Raw genomic sequence first — 15,844 nt, forward strand, 5'->3', positions numbered from 1 at the left:
GCGGTGGGTCCCCCGTGTCATCCGCGGGCCCGGCGGGCCATCTCGTGCAGCACCGCGGAGGTGGGCACGGGCGCCTGCCGGACACCGGTGAGCTTCTGGTTGAGGTAGGCGGCGCGGCCGGCGGTGGCCGCGACGAACTCGGCGGCGTCGCCCTGCGGCCGGAATCCGTGCCGGACGGCGAGCCCGCGCAGGGCCGGGTCGGTGCTGAGCAGCTCCCCGAGCGCCCGGCCGTCCGCGTTCAGCGGTACGACGGTGTGGTCGCTGTTGACGGTGGTGTCCGGGTAGAGCACCACCAGGTCGTCCACGCCGTGCCGCTGCGCGAGGAGCGCCGCGACCTGTGACTCGTACACCAGCACCAGCGGGTTGCCCGCGCCGCTGACGAAGTCCCGGAACACCGCGTCCGTGCTGGACTGCTGGGCGCCCTGGACGCTGACCAGCTTGTGCAGCAGGGGGGCGGTGCGGTCGAGGTCCGCCTCGCCGGCGACCACCTTGCCGCCGTTGGCCACGTAGGAGGCGGCGGCGAGGTAGAGGGCGCCGGAGTTGGAGGACTCGGGGTCGGTACTGGCGATGTACAGGGTGCCCGTCAGCTCGCCGTGGGCCTTGGCGCCCTTGAGCTGCTGCCAGGTCCGGTCGTGCCGGGCGGCGTCCACGTAGGCGCCCGTCCTCAGCGTGCCGCGGTTCTTCCCGTCGAGCACCGCCAGCCCGTTCGCGGCGAGCACGTCGGCCGCGGCGCGGTGTGCCACGACCACGAGCGGCGAGTAGAAGGGCCGGGGCAGCGGCTCCTGGACGTGGTACTTGCGCGCCAGCTGGTCGGCGGGTGCCTGGCTGGACGGGAAGGCGAAGTCGTACCCCTTGAGGTCCAGCCCCTCCATGGCCCAGGACCCGGAGGCCTCGGCCTTGACGGTGTAGCCCCTGGCGGCGAGGGCCTTCACCACGTCGGGATCGGCGAAGAAGTCGGCCTTCTCCGATCCGATCACGCCACGCACGGTCTTCGTTGCCGTGCCCTTGTCCTCCCCATGCCGGCCCGCTACGACGGCGGCCACCACGCCACCGATCAGCAGAACCGCGAGGACGATTCCCGCGATACGTCTCACGCCGGGGAGCGTGCTCCCGGAACCCCACGTTCCCCACGCATCGAGATGAACGACGGGTGACGTCCCGTTCCCGGTATGCAACCGGAGGTCGCCCCTCCGCAATGGGGCGGCGACGTCGGGTCGGCGGAGCGTGCCGGTCACCCCTTTTCCGCCGCGACGGCGCTCACCCCGCACACACCCGGTCGGCGGTCTGCGTAGCGCTCGGCCACGAGGGATCGGTGCCCCGCGGCAGGGAACACACGGCACTCCCGGCCCGGCCGAAGCCGAGCGCGGTGTGTGGCGCCCGGTCCGCGCGTCGCTGCGGGTGCGCGCGGACCGGGGCCGTTCGGGAGACCCCCGCGGGGGTCAGGCGGTGCTGAGTTCCTTCGGGTCGGCGGACAGCGCGGCGGCGTGCGCGTCCATCCGCTCGGCCGAGAGGATCGCCACCGCCGTGTCGGCGCGGGACGCGGCGACCACGAGCGCGCGCCCGGCGAGGGCGTGCGCGCGCCGGTGCAGGGCACCGGGGTCACCGGCCGCGGCCGGTGCCGCCCGCAGCGGCGTACGTCCTCCCCGCAGCCGGGCCACCTGCGCCGCGAGGCGCTCCGCGGCCGTCTCCAGGTCGGCGGACGGGCCCAGTGCGCGCAACTCGTCGGTGACCGCGAGCAGCGCGGCGAGGTGGCCGGCGAGCTGGATGTCCAGTTCCTCCTCGCGCGACCGGTGGGGGAAGTCCGAGGTGGTGCCGGCCATCGTGCTGTGGACCGACTTGGTGCGGATCGGCTCGTACATGGGGATGGCCTCCTGTGCTCTGACAGGAAGCCATCTTAGCTTGGATTTCGTCTAAAGTTGAGCCGGGTCACGGAACGGAGCCCGTCGACTACGGCTGGCTGTATCCGTCCAGGAAGTTCCCGATGCGGGTCACCGCGTCCCGCAGGTCTCCCACCGACGGCAGCGTCACCACCCGGAAGTGATCCGGCTCGGGCCAGTTGAAGCCCGTGCCCTGGACGACCATGATCTTCTCCTTGCGGAGCAGGTCCAGGACCATCCGCCGGTCGTCCTTGATCTTGAAGACGTCGGGGTCCAGCCGCGGGAACAGGTACAGCGCGCCCTTCGGTCGTACGCAGCTCACCCCTGGAATCCGTGTCAGCAGGTCGTACGCGGTGTCCATCTGCTCCTTCAGCCGGCCGCCCGGCAGCACCAGGTCGTTGATCGTCTGGCGTCCGCTGAGCGCGGCGACCACCCCGTGCTGCCCCGGCATGTTGGCGCACAGCCGCATGTTCGCCAGGATCGTCAGACCCTCGATGTAGGAGTCGGCGTGGGCGCGCGGGCCGGAGATCGACATCCAGCCGACGCGGTAGCCGGCCACCCGGTACGCCTTCGACATGCCGTTGAAGGTGAGGGTGAGCAGATCCGGGGCGACCTTCGCGGTCGGGGTGTGCGTGGCGCCGTCGTAGAGGATCTTGTCGTAGATCTCGTCGGAGCAGACGAGCAGGTTGTGCCGGCGGGCGATGTCCGTCAGGCCCCGGAGCACCGTCTCGTCGTAGACCGCGCCCGTGGGGTTGTTCGGGTTGATGATGACGATCGCCTTGGTGCGGTCGGTGACCTTGCGCTCGACGTCGGCGAGGTCCGGCATCCAGTCGGACTGCTCGTCGCAGCGGTAGTGCACCGCCGTACCGCCCGAGAGGGACACGGCCGCCGTCCACAGCGGATAGTCCGGGGCCGGTACGAGCACCTCGTCGCCGTCGTCCAGCAGGCCCTGCATCGCCATCACGATCAGCTCGGAGACGCCGTTGCCGATGAAGACGTGCTCGACGTCGGTCTCGATGCCGAGGGTCTGGTTGTGCATCACGACCGCCCGGCGCGCGGCGAGCAGGCCCTTGGCGTCGCCGTAGCCGTGCGCGGTGGAGACGTTGCGGAGGATGTCCTCCAGGATCTCCGGGGGGCAGTCGAAGCCGAAGGCGGCCGGGTTGCCGGTGTTGAGCTTGAGGATGCGGTGGCCCGCCGCCTCAAGCCGCATGGCCTCTTCGAGAACCGGGCCCCGGATCTCGTAACAGACGTTGGCGAGCTTGGTCGACTGGATCACCTGCATGTGCGTGAGCTTACGGCGCGGTAACGCCTCATGGCTCGTGTTTTCCGCCACGTGAGACACGGAGATTTGCCCGGATATCACCGCCGGCTGTCTCGGGAGTCGCTTGCGTCCCTACAATTCGCTGGCATGTCCACGGAACGGGAGTACGAGGTGGGGGCGGACGGCATGAACGGAGCGGGCGGCGCGCCCGAGACCCGGCCGAACGTGTACCACCCGCAGCCGGCTCCGGCCCCCGCGTACGAGCAGTACACCGACCCCGCCGCCGCGCACGGCTGGCAGGACGCCTACGACGCGACCCGCGAGCTGCCCGGCCTGTATGAGGCGGGCGAGGCCGACGGGGCCGAGGGCACATACGGGGCTCACGAGACCCCGGAGACCTCGACGGCGGCCGAAGCCGCGGAGCGCCCGGGGACGACGCCTCCCGACGGGCCCGGCGAGGGCCGGGCCGGGCGGCGGCGGGCCGCGCGCCGCGCGGGCGGACGGCGCCGGGTGGCGGTCGTCGCCGGGGTCCTCGGCGTGGCCGGCGCCGTGGCCGCGTTCGCCGCGCTGGGCGGCTCGGGCTCCCCGGCCGGCGCGCGTCCCGAGAAGGGCGGGAGCGCGAGCGCCGACTCCGTTCCCGCGAGCCCGAGCGGGGACACCGGCTCGCCGAGCGCGAGCGCGCCGGAGGCCGGCGACCCCGTGCCGTCGCGCTCGGCCGCCTCCTCGGACACCGGCGCCGGGGGAGAGGCGAACAGCGGGACGGCCGGCGGCCCGGCGGCCACCACCACGCCCTCGGCACCGGCCGTGTCGCCGTCCGGCGCGTCGGCACCGGCGCCGACCGCCACGGGGACGCCGACGGCCGGCCCGCCGACGGTGTTCCCGTCCGGCACCCCCAGCAGGGCCAACGGCCACGGCCACGGCACCACGAAGCACCCACGCTGAGCGTCGAGCCGCCGCGCGCTGCGCCACGGCGTTCTCGCCGCCGCCCGTCCCGTGGCGGTCGCCGCCCCGCCCTCGGTGCCGGCTGTGTCGCCGTCCGGTGCCCCCTGGCGGGGGCCCGGCACCGCCAACCACCCGCCCTGAGCGTCGAGTCGCCGCGTGCTGCGCCACGGCGTTCTCGCCGCCGCCCGTCCCGTGGCGGTCGCCGCCCCGCCCTCGGTGCCGGCCGTGTCGTCCTCCCGCGCCCCCGGCAGGGGCCCCGGCACTGCCAACCACCCGTGCTGAGCGTCGAGTCGCCGCGTGCTGTGCCACGGCGCCGCCGTCCGTCCGTCCGTACAGGGAAACCCCTATGACCTGACGCGGCGTCTTGTCCCCGCCCCTCCCCGGCGTTGAGAATGCGCATGACAATCGAGTGGGCGGCCGGAGGACTCCGGTCGCCCAAGTCGTCAGAGGGGACCCCCCACGTGAACAAGCCTCTCCTTGCCGCGCTCTCCTCCCTGGCCATCGCCGGGCTGGGCGCGACCCCGGCGGTAGCCGCACCGCACTCCGCCAAGGCCGCCGCGGTCACGGTCGACTTCGCCGGCACCGTGTCGCTCAGCAACTGCTCCGGTTCCGTCATCCGCTTCCCGGGCTCGGCCGACACCGACCCGGCCCTCGTGCTGACGAACGGTCACTGCCTGGAGACCGGCTTCCCGGACCCCGGCGAGGTCATCACCGGCCAGTCCTCCAGCCGCACCTTCGGCCTGCTGAACTCCGCCGGCACCAAGGTCGCCACCCTGCGCGCCAACCAGGTCGTCTACTCGACCATGACCGACACGGACGTCACGATCTACCGCACCACCACCACCTACGCGGCGATCAAGAGCTCGTACGGCATCAGCCCGCTCACCGTGCAGGACACGCACCCGGTCGCCGGCACCGCCGTCAAGGTGGTCTCCGGCTACTGGAAGCGCACCTACAGCTGCAACATCGACGGGTTCGTGTACCGGCTGAAGGAGGGCGACTGGACCTGGAAGGACTCGGTCCGCTACACCTCCGCCTGCGACACCATCGGCGGCACCTCCGGCTCCCCGGTCATCGACACCGCCACCGGCAAGGTCGTCGCCGTCAACAACACCGGCAACGAGGACGGCCAGCAGTGCACGGTGAACAACCCGTGCGAGGTCGACGCGAACGGCACCGTCACCGTCCGCCAGGGCATCAACTACGCCGAGGAGACGTACAACATCCCGGCCTGCTTCACCACCGGCAACAAGCTCAACCTGAGCGCGGCCGGCTGCACCCTGCCCAAGCCGTAGGCACGGTTCACCGTGGCGCACGGCGGACGGACCGTCCCGCCAGGACGTCCGTCCGCCTGCCGTCCTCGATGACGAACCGGCCGTCGACCAGCACGTACGGGATGCCGGCCGGCAGTCTGCGGGGCTCGTCGAAGGTGGCGCCGGGCGCGACCGTCTCCGGGTCGAACAGGACCAGGTCGGCCCGGTAGCCCTCGCGCACCAGCCCGCGGTCCGGCAGCCGCAGCCGCGCCGCGGGCCGGGAGGTGAGGTGGGCGACGCACTCCTCCAGCGTGAGCACCCCCAACTCCCGCACGTAGTGGCCGAGATACCGCGGGAAGGTGCCGTACGCGCGCGGGTGCGGCTTGCTGCCCCGCAGGATCCCGTCGGAGCCGCCGGTGTGCGCGCGGTGCCGCATGATCGCGCGGACGTTCTCCTCGTGGCCGACGTGCTGGAGGATGGTCGTCCCGAGCCGGTCCCCGACCAGCAGCCGGTGCGCCGTGGCCCAGGGGGTCTCGCCGCGCAGCTCCGCCGCCTGACGGACCGTACGGCCCACGACGTCGGCCAGGCCCGGATCGGTCACCCCGGAGATCTCGACCGTCTCCCACTCCACCGGCACGCCGTGGCAGCCGTCCGAGCCGGTGACCTCCAGGTCGTACCGGATCCGCTCGGCCGTCGCCGGGTCGGTGAGCCGGGCCAGGATCTCCCGCGGGCCGCCCTCGCTCGCCCAGCTCGGCAGCAGCGCGGCCAGCGTGGTGCAGCCGGGGGTGTAGGGGTAGGTGTCCAGGGTGATGTCCGCGCCCGCGTCCAGGGCCCGGTCGAGCAGGGCGAGCAGTTCCGGTGCCCGGCCCTCGTTGACGCCGAAGTTCATCGTCGCGTGCGCGAGGTGCAGCGGGCAGTCCGCCTCCCGGGTCAGGTCGACCATCTCGGCGTACGCCTCCAGGGCGCCGGCGCCGTAGGAGCGGTGGTGCGGGCAGTAGTAGCCGCCGTAGGACGCCACCACGCGGCACAGCTCGGTCAGTTCGGCGTTCTCGGCGTACATCCCGGGCGTGTACGTCAGCCCCGAGGACAGCCCGACCGCGCCCTGTTCCAGCCCCTCGGCCACCAGCCGCCGCATCCGGTCCAGTTCGTCGGGGGTCGCCTCGCGGTCCTCCCAGCCGACGACGAGCGCCCGGACCGTGCCCTGCGGGATCAGGTAGGCCGCGTTCACGGCGATGCCCCGGTCGAGCCGGTCCAGGTACTCGCCGACGCTCCGCCAGTCGAAGTCGATGTCCTCGCCGTACCCGTTCCAGCCGGTGATCGCCCGGCGCACCCCCTCCAGCGTGCGGTCGTCCACCGGGGCGTACGACAGTCCGTCCTGGCCGAGGACCTCCAGCGTGACCCCCTGCGCGGCCTTCGCGCTGTGGTCGGGGTCGCGCAGCAGGGCCAGGTCGGAGTGGGCGTGCATGTCGATGAAGCCGGGGGAGAGGACCAGGCCCTCCGCGTCGATCTCCCGCATGGCGCGCGGGCGCTGGCAGCCCGCGGCGGCGGCCTCCTTGACGATCGAGACGATCCGGCCGGCGTCGATCACGACATCGGCGCGGTACGCGTCCGCCCCGCTGCCGTCGACGACGTCGGCGTCCCGGATGACCAGGTCCTCCACGCGGGCCTCCTAGAAGAACGTACGGATGTAGTCGACGACCGTGCCGTCCGCCTCGGCCACCGGGATGAGCTGCCACTTGTCGAAGGACGTGCACGGGTGGGACAGACCGAGGCCGATCCAGTCACCGACCGCCAGGTCCGCCTCCGCCTCCGTGCGCAGCCAGGCGTGCTGGTCGGAGAGCCCGGTCACGGTGATGCCGTTGGCCGGGCGCTCCTCGCCGTTGCGGCGGACCACCTGGGCGGTGGGCAGGTCCAGGTCGTAGGCCGCGTCGCGCTTGCCCGCGTTGGCGAAGGCCTGCTCGGGGGTCGGCCGGGAGACGACCTGCGCCCACAGCCGGAAGGCGGGCTCCAGGGCGCCCTCCTCGGGCACCCGGCCGAACGGGGTGAGCCTGCGGTAGTGCCCGTCGTCGTGCGAGACGTACGCGCCCGAGCGCAGCAACTTCAGTACGGGCCTGGAGAGTTCGGGGATCCCGGCGAAGACGTCGGCGACGGCGTCGAACCAGGCGCTGCCGCCCGCGCTCACCACGATCTCCTCGGCCTCGCCGAACCGCCCGCCCTTGTCGAGCTCGGCGGCCAGCGCCACCAGCCGCAGCAGATACGCCCGCACGCGCTCCGGATCGGCCCGCGGCACCTCGCCCTCGTACCCCGCCACACCGACCAGGCGCAGGGTCGGTACGGCGGCCACGGCCGCGGCGACGGCCGCGCACTCCGTCTCCGTGCGCACGCCCGTCCGGGCCCCCTCGCCCGCGCCCAGCTCGATCACGACGTCCACCGGGCGGGCCGTGCCGGCGAGGGCCGCGTCCATCAGCTCCACCCCGCGCACGGAGTCGACGTAACAGACGAACCGGAACTCCGGGTCGGCGGCCAGCTCGCCGGCGATCCAGCGCAGGGCGGGCGCGTCCACCAGCTCGTTGGCGAGGAAGACCCGCTGGACACCGAACGCGCGGGCCACCCGCACCTGGTGCGGCACCGCGAGCGTGATGCCCCAGGCGCCGTGCTCGACCTGGCGGTGGAAGAGCTGCGGGGCCATGGAGGTCTTGCCGTGCGGGGCGAAGGCGAGACCGTGCCGGGCGGTGTACGTCTCCATCAGCGCGAGGTTGTGCTCCAGGCGCTCGGCGGACAGCGCGAGGACGGGGGTGGTGAAGCCGTCGCCGTCCCGGAAGAGGTTGCGGCGCTGGGCGGCCAGCTCGGCGACGGTCAGGCCGTCGGCGTCCGGGGGCAGGCCCTTGAAGCGGTGGTCGACACGTTCCTCGGCAAGGCGGGTGAGCGCTTCGGTGCCCATGGAGCCCCTCTCAGGCGTTGCATATTGTGCAACAGCCATTGCGTGTAGTGCTTACAGGTGTCTAGCATCTCGCCGAACACCGGGTCAACGGATCCGCCGGCCGGGCGATCGACAGGAGTCATCATCAACGACGCTGCTTACGCCTCGGCCGTTGCGCACCCGCGGAATGTCATGGACGTGGACGTGGTGGCGCTCGGTGAGTCCATGGTCACCTTCCTGCCCAGCCGCCCCGGCCGCCTCGCCGACGTCCCCTCCTTCGACCGGGCCATCGGCGGCGCCGAGTCCAACGTCGCCTGCGCCCTGGCCGCGTTCGGGCACACGGCGCGCTGGGTCAGCCGCGTCGGCGCGGACGGCTTCGGCGACCACCTGCTGGAGCGGATCGCCGGCTACGGCGTCGACGTCACCGCCGTACACCGGGACCCCGGCCGGCCCACGGGCGTCTACTTCCGCACCGCCGGGGACCGGGGGACGGGCGCGCACGAGGTGGCGTACTACCGGGCGGGCTCGGCGGCGTCGGCGATGTCGCCGGGGAACGTCGACCTGACGGCGGCCCGGTCGGCCCGCGTCCTGCACCTGACCGGCATCACGGCCGCGCTGTCGGACGAGTGCCGGGAGCTGTTGCACGAGCTGACGGCCCCCGCCCCGGGGCGTCCACTGATCTCCTTCGACGTGAACTACCGCCCGGGACTGTGGGGCGCCGGCGAGGGCGCCCCTCTCCTGCTGGAGCTGGCGCGGCGTGCGGACATCGTGTTCGTCGGCGCGGACGAGGCGGAGCAGGCGTGGGACGTCACGGGCGGCCCCGAGGCGATCCGCAGGCTGCTGCCGGAGCCGGCGGCGCTGGTGGTGAAGCAGGGGGCGGAGGGAGCGACGGCCTTCGCGCGTCCGCAAGGGCCGGAAGGGGCGACGGCCTTCGCGCCCGAGCTCCCCGCGGGCGGTCGTGCCGCTGGGGCGGTGTCCGTCCCGGAGAAGGACGGCACCCCGTCAGCGGCGGACCGTGCGGCCGACCCCCGGCCCGGTGCCACCCCGCCCACCTTCGTACCCGCCCTGAGCACAGCCGTCGTGGCAACCACCGGCGCGGGAGACGCCTTCGCCGCGGGTTTCCTCTCGGCGACCCTGCGGGGGCTGACCGTCAGGGACCGGCTCCGGTACGGCCACCTCTTCGCCGCCGCCGCCCTCACCACCCCGGGCGACCTGGCCGCACCCCCCGCCCGCGGCCACGCCGACCGCCTCGCCGCCCTGGACGACGACGCATGGGGGAGACTTCGACTCGGCCCCGGCTGGACGCAAGCCGAGCAGGCCGAGGAGGAGGCGAACATCCCATGAGTCAGACCGTCGACCGCGCGTTGAGCATCCTGCCGCTGCTCGCCGAGGGCCCCGCCGACCTCGGCCAGGTCGCCGACCGCCTCGGCGTGCACAAGTCCACGGCCCTCCGCCTCCTGCGCACCCTGCACGAACACGGCCTGGTCTACCGCCAGTCCGACCAGCGCTACCGCCTCGGCGCCCGCCTCTTCGCCCTCGCGCAGGAGGCGATGGAGAACCTCGACATCCGCGAGATCGCCCACCCCCACCTCGCACGGCTGAACGAACAGTGCGGTCACACCGTCCACCTCGCCGTCTACGAGGAGAACGAGGTGCTGTACATCGACAAGGTCGAGAGCCGCTACCCGGTGCGCATGTACTCGCGGATCGGCAAGCCCGTCGCCATCACCGTCGCCGCCGTGGCCAAGCTGCTCCTCGCCGACCTGCCCGAACCCGAGCGCCGCGCCCTCGCCCAGCAGCTCGACTACCCCCTGTACACGGCCCGTTCGACCCCCCACGCCGAGGCCTTCCTGAAGGAGCTGGCCACCGTGCGCGAACAGGGCTGGGCCACCGACCTCGGTGGCCACGAGGAGTCCATCAACTGCGTCGCCGCCCCCATCCGCGGCGCCGACGGCCGGGTGGTCGCCGCCATGTCGGTGTCCGCGCCGAACGTGGTCGTCACCGCCGAGGAACTCCTCACCCTGCTCCCGCTGGTGCGCCGTACGGCGGACGCGATCAGCGGCGAGTACTCCGGACGCACCCCAGTGAAGGACCGCACCGAATGACCGACAAGATCGCCCTCACCCCGAAGACCCACACCACCCCGCCCGCGAAGTTCTCGCACGGCGTGCGCAAGGGCAACATCCTCCAGGTCGCCGGCCAGGTCGGGTTCCTGCCCGCCGAGGAGGGCAAGCCCCCCACGCCCGCCGGCCCCTCCCTGCGCGAGCAGACCCTCCAGACCCTCGCCAACGTCAAGGCGATCCTGGAGGAGGGCGGCGCCGGCTGGGACGACGTGATGATGATCCGCGTCTACCTCACCGACGTCGACCACTTCGCCGAGATGAACGAGATCTACAACGCCTACTTCGAGGAGCAGGGCCTCACCCAGCCGCCCGCCGCCCGCACGACGGTCTACGTCGGTCTGCCGGCCGGCCTCCTCATCGAGATCGACGCCCTCGCCGTCCTCGGCTGACGTCCCCTCACCCCTCGTACCTCCCGCACCTCCCGCACGTCCAGTACGGCACGGCACCCCACGGGGCGCCGTGCCGCGCTCCCCCCTGCCCGAAAGCAGTATGCATTTACGTAGAGGACCCCCGTATGTCCTATCCGCTCGCTGCCCCCGCCCCTGCCGCACCACCCCACACCGGAGGCCTGCTCCTCCTCGTCGACGGCACGGCCGGACTGCTCACGGTCGCCGCCGTGGGCATCGCCCTGCTCCTCTTCCTGATCATCAAGGTCAGGCTCCAGCCGTTCGTCGCCCTGCTCGCCGTCTCCATAGCCGTCGGCCTGCTCGCCGGTCTGTCGGTCACCGAGCTCTTCGGCACGGTCCAGCGCTCGGACGCGGTGTCCACCATCGAGTCCGGCATGGGCGGCATCCTCGGCCACGTCGCGATCATCATCGGCCTCGGCACCATGCTCGGCGCCGTCCTGGAGGTCAGCGGCGGCGCGGAGGTGCTGGCCTCGCGCCTGCTCGCCCTGTTCGGCGAGCGCCGGGCCCCCTTCGCGATGGGCCTGACCGGCCTGATCTTCGGCATCCCGGTCTTCTTCGACGTCGGCATCTTCGTCCTGGCGCCGATCGTCTACGCCGCCGCCAAGCGCAGTGGCCGCTCGATCCTGCTGTACTGCCTGCCCCTGCTGGCCGGCCTGTCGATGACCCACGCCTTCCTGCCCCCGCACCCGGGCCCGGTGGCCGCCGCCGGACTGCTCCACGTCGACCTCGGCTGGGTCATCCTCATGGGCGTCGTCTGCGGCATCCCCGCCGTGCTGGCCGCCTGGGCGTACTCCGCGTGGATCGGCCGCCGCGTCTTCGTCGCTGTACCGCAGGACATGGTGGAGGCGGCGGCGGAGGCGAAGCAGGCCGTCCTCCAGGAGCAGCGCGCCTCGGGTGTCGAGCCGCGCGAGGAGCCGGTGCCGCTGGGCACGGTCCTCGCCATCATCGGTACGCCGCTGATCCTGATCCTCGCCGCCACCTTCTCCTCGATCGCCTTCGACCCCTCCACGGGCCGCTCGGTCGTCGAGTTCTTCGGCCACCCCTTCGTCGCCCTGACGATCGCCCTGCTCCTCGCCTACTACCTGCTCGGCATCCGCCGCGGCTGGTCCCGCAAGTCCCTGGAGACGGTGTCGACGGCGTCCCTGAAGCCGATCGGCAACATCCTCCTGGTCGTCGGCGCGGGCGGCGTCTTCGGCGCCGTACTGAAGGCGAGCGGGGTGGCGCAGGCGCTGTCGGACACGTTCCACGACGTGGGCCTGCCCGTCATCGTCCTGTCCTACCTGATCTCGGTGGTCCTGCGGGTCGCCCAGGGCTCGGCGACGGTCGCGATCGTCACGACGGCGGGCATCGTGGCGCCCCTGCTCTCCGAGGGCCACCACTCGCAGGCCTTCGTCGCCCTCGTCATCATGGCCATCTCGGCGGGCTCCATCTTCGCCTCGCACGTCAACGACGGCGGATTCTGGATGGTGGCCAAGTACTTCGGCATCAGCGAACGGGACACGCTGCGGACCTGGACGGTCCTGGAGTCGGTGCTGTCACTGGCGGGGTTCGTGGTGGCGGCGGTGGTCAGCGTGTTCGTGAGCTGACTGGTTCCGGCACAGGGAAGTCGTCCATACTGCCGCCGTGGAGCAGCGCATAGGATCGAGCAGCGAGCCGACCGAGACCGCGGAGCCGTTGAAGGCGGAGCCTTCGCAGGCCGGGCCGTCGAAGGCCGAACCCGTGAAGGCCGAACCCGTGATGGGCGCCGGTTTCGACCCGGCCTTCGTCCCGGGGATCACGGGTCCGACGCCGACGGACGGGGTGACGAAGTCACCGGAGCCGAAGGGGGCGCAGGAGCCGCCGTCCTCCGAACCGGTGTCCCCTGCACGGGTGGACGCCGATGGGGCGGACGCGGAAACCGTCGCCGGCGCGGACGCGGAAACCGGCGCCGACACGGACGCCGAGGACGTCGCCGACGCGGACGGAGAGGACAAGGCCGACGGCCCGGTCTTCGAGGCGTCCGACCGCCGGGCGCGGATAGTGGCCGACCGCAAGGGCGTCCGCCTCAGCCTGGACGAGGAGGCCTGCGAGTTCCGCTGGGACGAGATCGCGGCGGTGGAGACGGAGTCACCCCGCTTCGGCAAGCGCTACACGATCACCGTGCACACCCCTGACCGCCGCTGGTACCCGATCGAGATCGAGGCGGCGGCCAGGGCGCGCTTCAAGGAGTGGGACGAGCAGCTCGACGCGGTGCTCGACGCCTACTTCGAGGAGGCGTGACCTAACCGCAGTACTGGGCGGCCTTGCCGATCGACCGGTACATGCAGTCGGCGTTCTCCAGCAGCTGCAACACGGCGTCCTTGTTCCGGGAGGTCTCCCGCTCGATGACTTCGTCGGGCGGGTAGAACCCGCCTCCGGAACTGGACGTCGGATACATCTCGAAGGTGTAGTCGAAGATCTTGTGCACGCCCCAGAGGTAGTCGTCGATGGACCCGTCGGTGATGTACAGGTCGCTGGACTGCTCCGCCGTGTACCCGTTGGCGGCGGCCATCTTCTGCCCCACGGCCTTGAACGCGGCGGCGTCGTCCGCGGTCATTCCGGTGGCGGTGTCGTTGTACGTCCACCCGAACGGCCACAGCACCAGCTCGCTGTAGGTGTGGAAGTCGATGCCGGCCTTGATCTGCTGCTTGCCGCCGACGACCCGGCCGCGCACGAAGTCGGAGACGACCTTCACCTCGGGCGCGGACTCGGCGGCGGATCCGCGGTAGGTCTCGGAGGACGTCGAGCCCGACGACCCGCCGCAGCAGCCCCACTTGTGGTTCCAGTTCCGGTTCAGGTCCGTACCGACGTACGAGGAACCGGAGTTGGGCTGCCGGTTCTTCCGCCAGGACCGGTACGACCCGCTGGCGATGTCGTACTCGCCCCCGTCCGGGTTGAGATCGGGAACGATCCAGATCTCCCGGCTGTCGACAATGTTCGTGATCCGGGAGTCGGTCCCGTACCCCGCGCCGAGTTCGCGCAGCAGGTACAGCGCCATCTCCACGGTCAGGTGCTCCCGTGCGTGCTGATGAGCCGTGAACAGCACTTCCGGTTCGTCCTCGTCGGTGCCGACGTTGTCGCTGACCTTGATGGCGATGATGTCACGCCCTTGGTACGACTTCCCGATCACCCGCTTGCTCATGATGCCCGGGTAGGCGGCGAGCCGCTGGTCGATCTCGGCGTTCGTCTCGGCGTAGTTGTGGTACTTCGAGTCGGCGCTGGGGAAGTCGTAGAGCCGCGCTCCGGACCGCTGCGGCACGTCCCCCAACGGCCGCACGTCGTACCCGAGTCCCCGAAGCCGCCGGATCTGCTCGGCCCGCCCGGACACGACGACGGTCTCCTCGTCGGCCTCGTCGACGGTGACACCGGTCGCCTGGATGGCCGTACGGGTCACGGGTGTCGTGCTCTGGTGGATCTCGTACTGCCGGACGCCGTCGTCGGCCGGTCCGACCCTGCGCACGCTGTCGGCGGTGGCATGCTCGACGCCGGCCGGGACCGGGGCGGCGAGCGCGAGGGCCAGCAGCGCACCGAGAACGGCGGTACGTCTGCCACCACGCGCGCCGGAGCCGCGGATGCGAAGTCGCATGAACTCTCCTTGTGGGGGTGGAGGGGAGGTGGGGTGTTCCCGTGCGACGTGCGGATGCGAGCCGGCGGGGACCTTCTGGCCGGACTCCCTGTGAGCTCGCTGTGCGGGTTGGCGCTCATGGTGCGGGGTTGGCATGATCAGGTCAAGTGTGGGCGAAGGGAACGACCGGAAACGGCGCGGCGGGCCGACGGATCCCTCAGTCGGCGGACTGCCGCGCCTTCAGGGCTTCGATGAAGGGGGTGAAGGCGCGGACCGGGAAGGTGAGGGTGGCTCGGGTGGGGAACTTGGAGTCGCGGATGGATATGTGGGTGTCCATGTCGGCGACTTCGACGCAGTCGTTCCCCTCACCTCCACCTGAGAAGGACGACTTCTTCCACGAGGTGGGGGTGGTCACCGTTCCTCACAGCTCCTTCGCCAACTGGTGGATGAGGTCGCGCGACCGCTCAGGGGACAGCGCCTGCCCCCTCACCCTACGGAACAGCCTGCGGAAGTGCTCCAGCTGTGCTTCCGAGTCGATGAACGCGGTGCCGTGCGGGGCGTCGCGCACGACGGTGTCCAGCCGCGGCACCGCTCCACCCAGGTGCACCATGGCGCTTCCGGCTCCGGCGAAGTCGTCCAGGGCGAACGGGACGACCTGAACCGTGACGTGCCCGGCTTCGGAAACCTCAAGGACGCGGTTGAGCTGTGCCCGGGAAGCGGCGCGCCCGGCCACCCGGATGCGGAGTGCCGCCTCATGGATCACCGTCTCGTACGGGATGGGGTCAGACCCGTCGATGACGACCCTCCGCTTCATCCGGTGCTCCACCCGAAGGGTCACCTCGCTCTCGGGGAACTCCGGGTTCATGTAGGCGAAGAGGGCCCGGGCGTAGTCCTCCGTCTGGAGGAGCCCCGGCACGTGGATGACCGCCACGTCCTTACGGAACCGTGCGTGATGGTCCAGCTCGGCCAGGTCCTGGTAGGCGGCGGGGAGGGCGCCCCGGTACTCCTCCCACCAGCCGCGGGTCCGGTCCGTCGTCATGGCCACCAACGCGTCGATCAGAGCGCCGTCGGTACAGGCGTAGTTGGCGGCGAGTCGGCGTACACGCTCCTCGCTCACCCCTGCGATGCCGGACTCGATCTGACTCATCTGAACGGAGTTCGTCCCGAGCCGGGCCGCTGCCTCCGTCGCCTTCAGCCCCGCGGCTTCGCGAAGTCTGCGCAGTTCGGTGCCCAGCCGAACTTGGCGTGCTGTCGGGTTCCGTCGTGCCGGCACGGCGACCTCTCTCCTCAACGGCTTCGGCGAGGCGACTCGTTCGAGGGCAAGGTTACGCGACCGGCTTGCTGTGAATGAAATTTATGCCCTACCGTCGGTGACGTACCGCATACACAGCGGAAGCACACCGCGTCGTCCTGCCATGACGGCTGCGGCAATGCCACCGCGCGCGCAAACCCCACTCACCGACTGGAGTTGCTGAGCC

The 15,844-nt window shown here is 71.7% G+C and carries 15 protein-coding genes; 7 read left to right on the top strand and 8 right to left on the bottom strand.

All coding sequences use genetic code 11. The features are described from left to right. Nucleotides 1–17: 17 nt before the first annotated feature. The 3 genes from IE273_RS27510 to IE273_RS27520 all read right to left on the bottom strand — a co-directional run bounded on the left by IE273_RS27510 (nucleotide 18) and on the right by IE273_RS27520 (nucleotide 3,159). Entirely contained in the window at nucleotides 18–1,094 is a 1,077-nt protein-coding gene (locus IE273_RS27510; protein WP_189817853.1) for a substrate-binding domain-containing protein, read from the bottom strand. Between the two features lie 345 nt (nucleotides 1,095–1,439). Then, nucleotides 1,440–1,859, bottom strand: coding sequence for an SCO4983 family protein (locus IE273_RS27515; protein WP_189817854.1), 420 nt, complete (start codon nucleotides 1,857–1,859; stop codon nucleotides 1,440–1,442). Nucleotides 1,860–1,947: 88 nt separating this feature from the next. Then, the gene (locus tag IE273_RS27520; RefSeq protein WP_189817855.1) at nucleotides 1,948–3,159 is read right to left on the bottom strand and encodes a pyridoxal phosphate-dependent aminotransferase; all 1,212 of its coding nucleotides are present in this window, start codon (nucleotides 3,157–3,159) and stop codon (nucleotides 1,948–1,950) included. 126 nt (nucleotides 3,160–3,285) lie between these two features. Between IE273_RS27520 and IE273_RS27525 the strand changes: the two genes are divergently transcribed. Together IE273_RS27525 and IE273_RS27530 are read left to right on the top strand one after the other, a co-directional pair. Then, nucleotides 3,286–4,080: a hypothetical protein gene (locus IE273_RS27525; protein ID WP_229887611.1), complete on the top strand. Its 795-nt coding sequence runs from the start codon at nucleotides 3,286–3,288 to the stop codon at nucleotides 4,078–4,080. Between the two features lie 461 nt (nucleotides 4,081–4,541). Next, entirely contained in the window at nucleotides 4,542–5,375 is an 834-nt protein-coding gene (locus IE273_RS27530; protein ID WP_189817856.1) for a S1 family peptidase, read from the top strand. Nucleotides 5,376–5,382: 7 nt separating this feature from the next. Here IE273_RS27530 and IE273_RS27535 read toward each other — a convergent pair whose 3' ends face one another. Next, on the bottom strand, nucleotides 5,383–6,993 hold the full coding sequence (locus tag IE273_RS27535; RefSeq protein ID WP_189817857.1) for an N-acyl-D-amino-acid deacylase family protein: 1,611 nt from the start codon (nucleotides 6,991–6,993) through the stop codon (nucleotides 5,383–5,385). Nucleotides 6,994–7,002: 9 nt separating this feature from the next. Further along, nucleotides 7,003–8,274, bottom strand: coding sequence for an amino acid deaminase (locus tag IE273_RS27540; protein WP_189817858.1), 1,272 nt, complete (start codon nucleotides 8,272–8,274; stop codon nucleotides 7,003–7,005). A gap of 171 nt (nucleotides 8,275–8,445) precedes the next feature. Between IE273_RS27540 and IE273_RS27545 the strand changes: the two genes are divergently transcribed. The 5 genes from IE273_RS27545 to IE273_RS27565 all read left to right on the top strand — a co-directional run bounded on the left by IE273_RS27545 (nucleotide 8,446) and on the right by IE273_RS27565 (nucleotide 13,042). Beyond that, the gene (locus IE273_RS27545; protein WP_189817859.1) at nucleotides 8,446–9,597 is read left to right on the top strand and encodes a sugar kinase; all 1,152 of its coding nucleotides are present in this window, start codon (nucleotides 8,446–8,448) and stop codon (nucleotides 9,595–9,597) included. Further along, entirely contained in the window at nucleotides 9,594–10,358 is a 765-nt protein-coding gene (locus IE273_RS27550) for an IclR family transcriptional regulator (protein WP_189817860.1), read from the top strand. The genes IE273_RS27545 and IE273_RS27550 overlap by 4 nt, the downstream gene beginning before the upstream one ends. Next, the gene (locus IE273_RS27555) at nucleotides 10,355–10,765 is read left to right on the top strand and encodes a RidA family protein (protein ID WP_030652279.1); all 411 of its coding nucleotides are present in this window, start codon (nucleotides 10,355–10,357) and stop codon (nucleotides 10,763–10,765) included. Before IE273_RS27550 ends, IE273_RS27555 begins: the two co-directional genes overlap by 4 nt. A 125-nt stretch (nucleotides 10,766–10,890) precedes the next feature. Further along, the gene (locus tag IE273_RS27560; RefSeq protein ID WP_189817861.1) at nucleotides 10,891–12,369 is read left to right on the top strand and encodes a GntP family permease; all 1,479 of its coding nucleotides are present in this window, start codon (nucleotides 10,891–10,893) and stop codon (nucleotides 12,367–12,369) included. A gap of 37 nt (nucleotides 12,370–12,406) precedes the next feature. After that, entirely contained in the window at nucleotides 12,407–13,042 is a 636-nt protein-coding gene (locus tag IE273_RS27565) for a hypothetical protein (protein WP_373309403.1), read from the top strand. Between the two features lies 1 nt (nucleotide 13,043). Here IE273_RS27565 and IE273_RS27570 read toward each other — a convergent pair whose 3' ends face one another. The 3 genes from IE273_RS27570 to IE273_RS27580 all read right to left on the bottom strand — a co-directional run bounded on the left by IE273_RS27570 (nucleotide 13,044) and on the right by IE273_RS27580 (nucleotide 15,639). Next, nucleotides 13,044–14,387: a M14 family metallopeptidase gene (locus IE273_RS27570; RefSeq protein WP_189817862.1), complete on the bottom strand. Its 1,344-nt coding sequence runs from the start codon at nucleotides 14,385–14,387 to the stop codon at nucleotides 13,044–13,046. 196 nt (nucleotides 14,388–14,583) lie between these two features. After that, the gene (locus IE273_RS27575) at nucleotides 14,584–14,781 is read right to left on the bottom strand and encodes a DUF397 domain-containing protein (protein ID WP_189817863.1); all 198 of its coding nucleotides are present in this window, start codon (nucleotides 14,779–14,781) and stop codon (nucleotides 14,584–14,586) included. A 6-nt stretch (nucleotides 14,782–14,787) separates the two neighbouring features. Beyond that, entirely contained in the window at nucleotides 14,788–15,639 is an 852-nt protein-coding gene (locus IE273_RS27580; RefSeq protein ID WP_189817864.1) for a helix-turn-helix domain-containing protein, read from the bottom strand. Nucleotides 15,640–15,844: the final 205 nt, after the last annotated feature.

The sequence above is a fragment of the Streptomyces olivaceoviridis genome (assembly GCF_014650115.1).
Lineage (GTDB): Bacteria > Actinomycetota > Actinomycetes > Streptomycetales > Streptomycetaceae > Streptomyces > Streptomyces olivaceoviridis.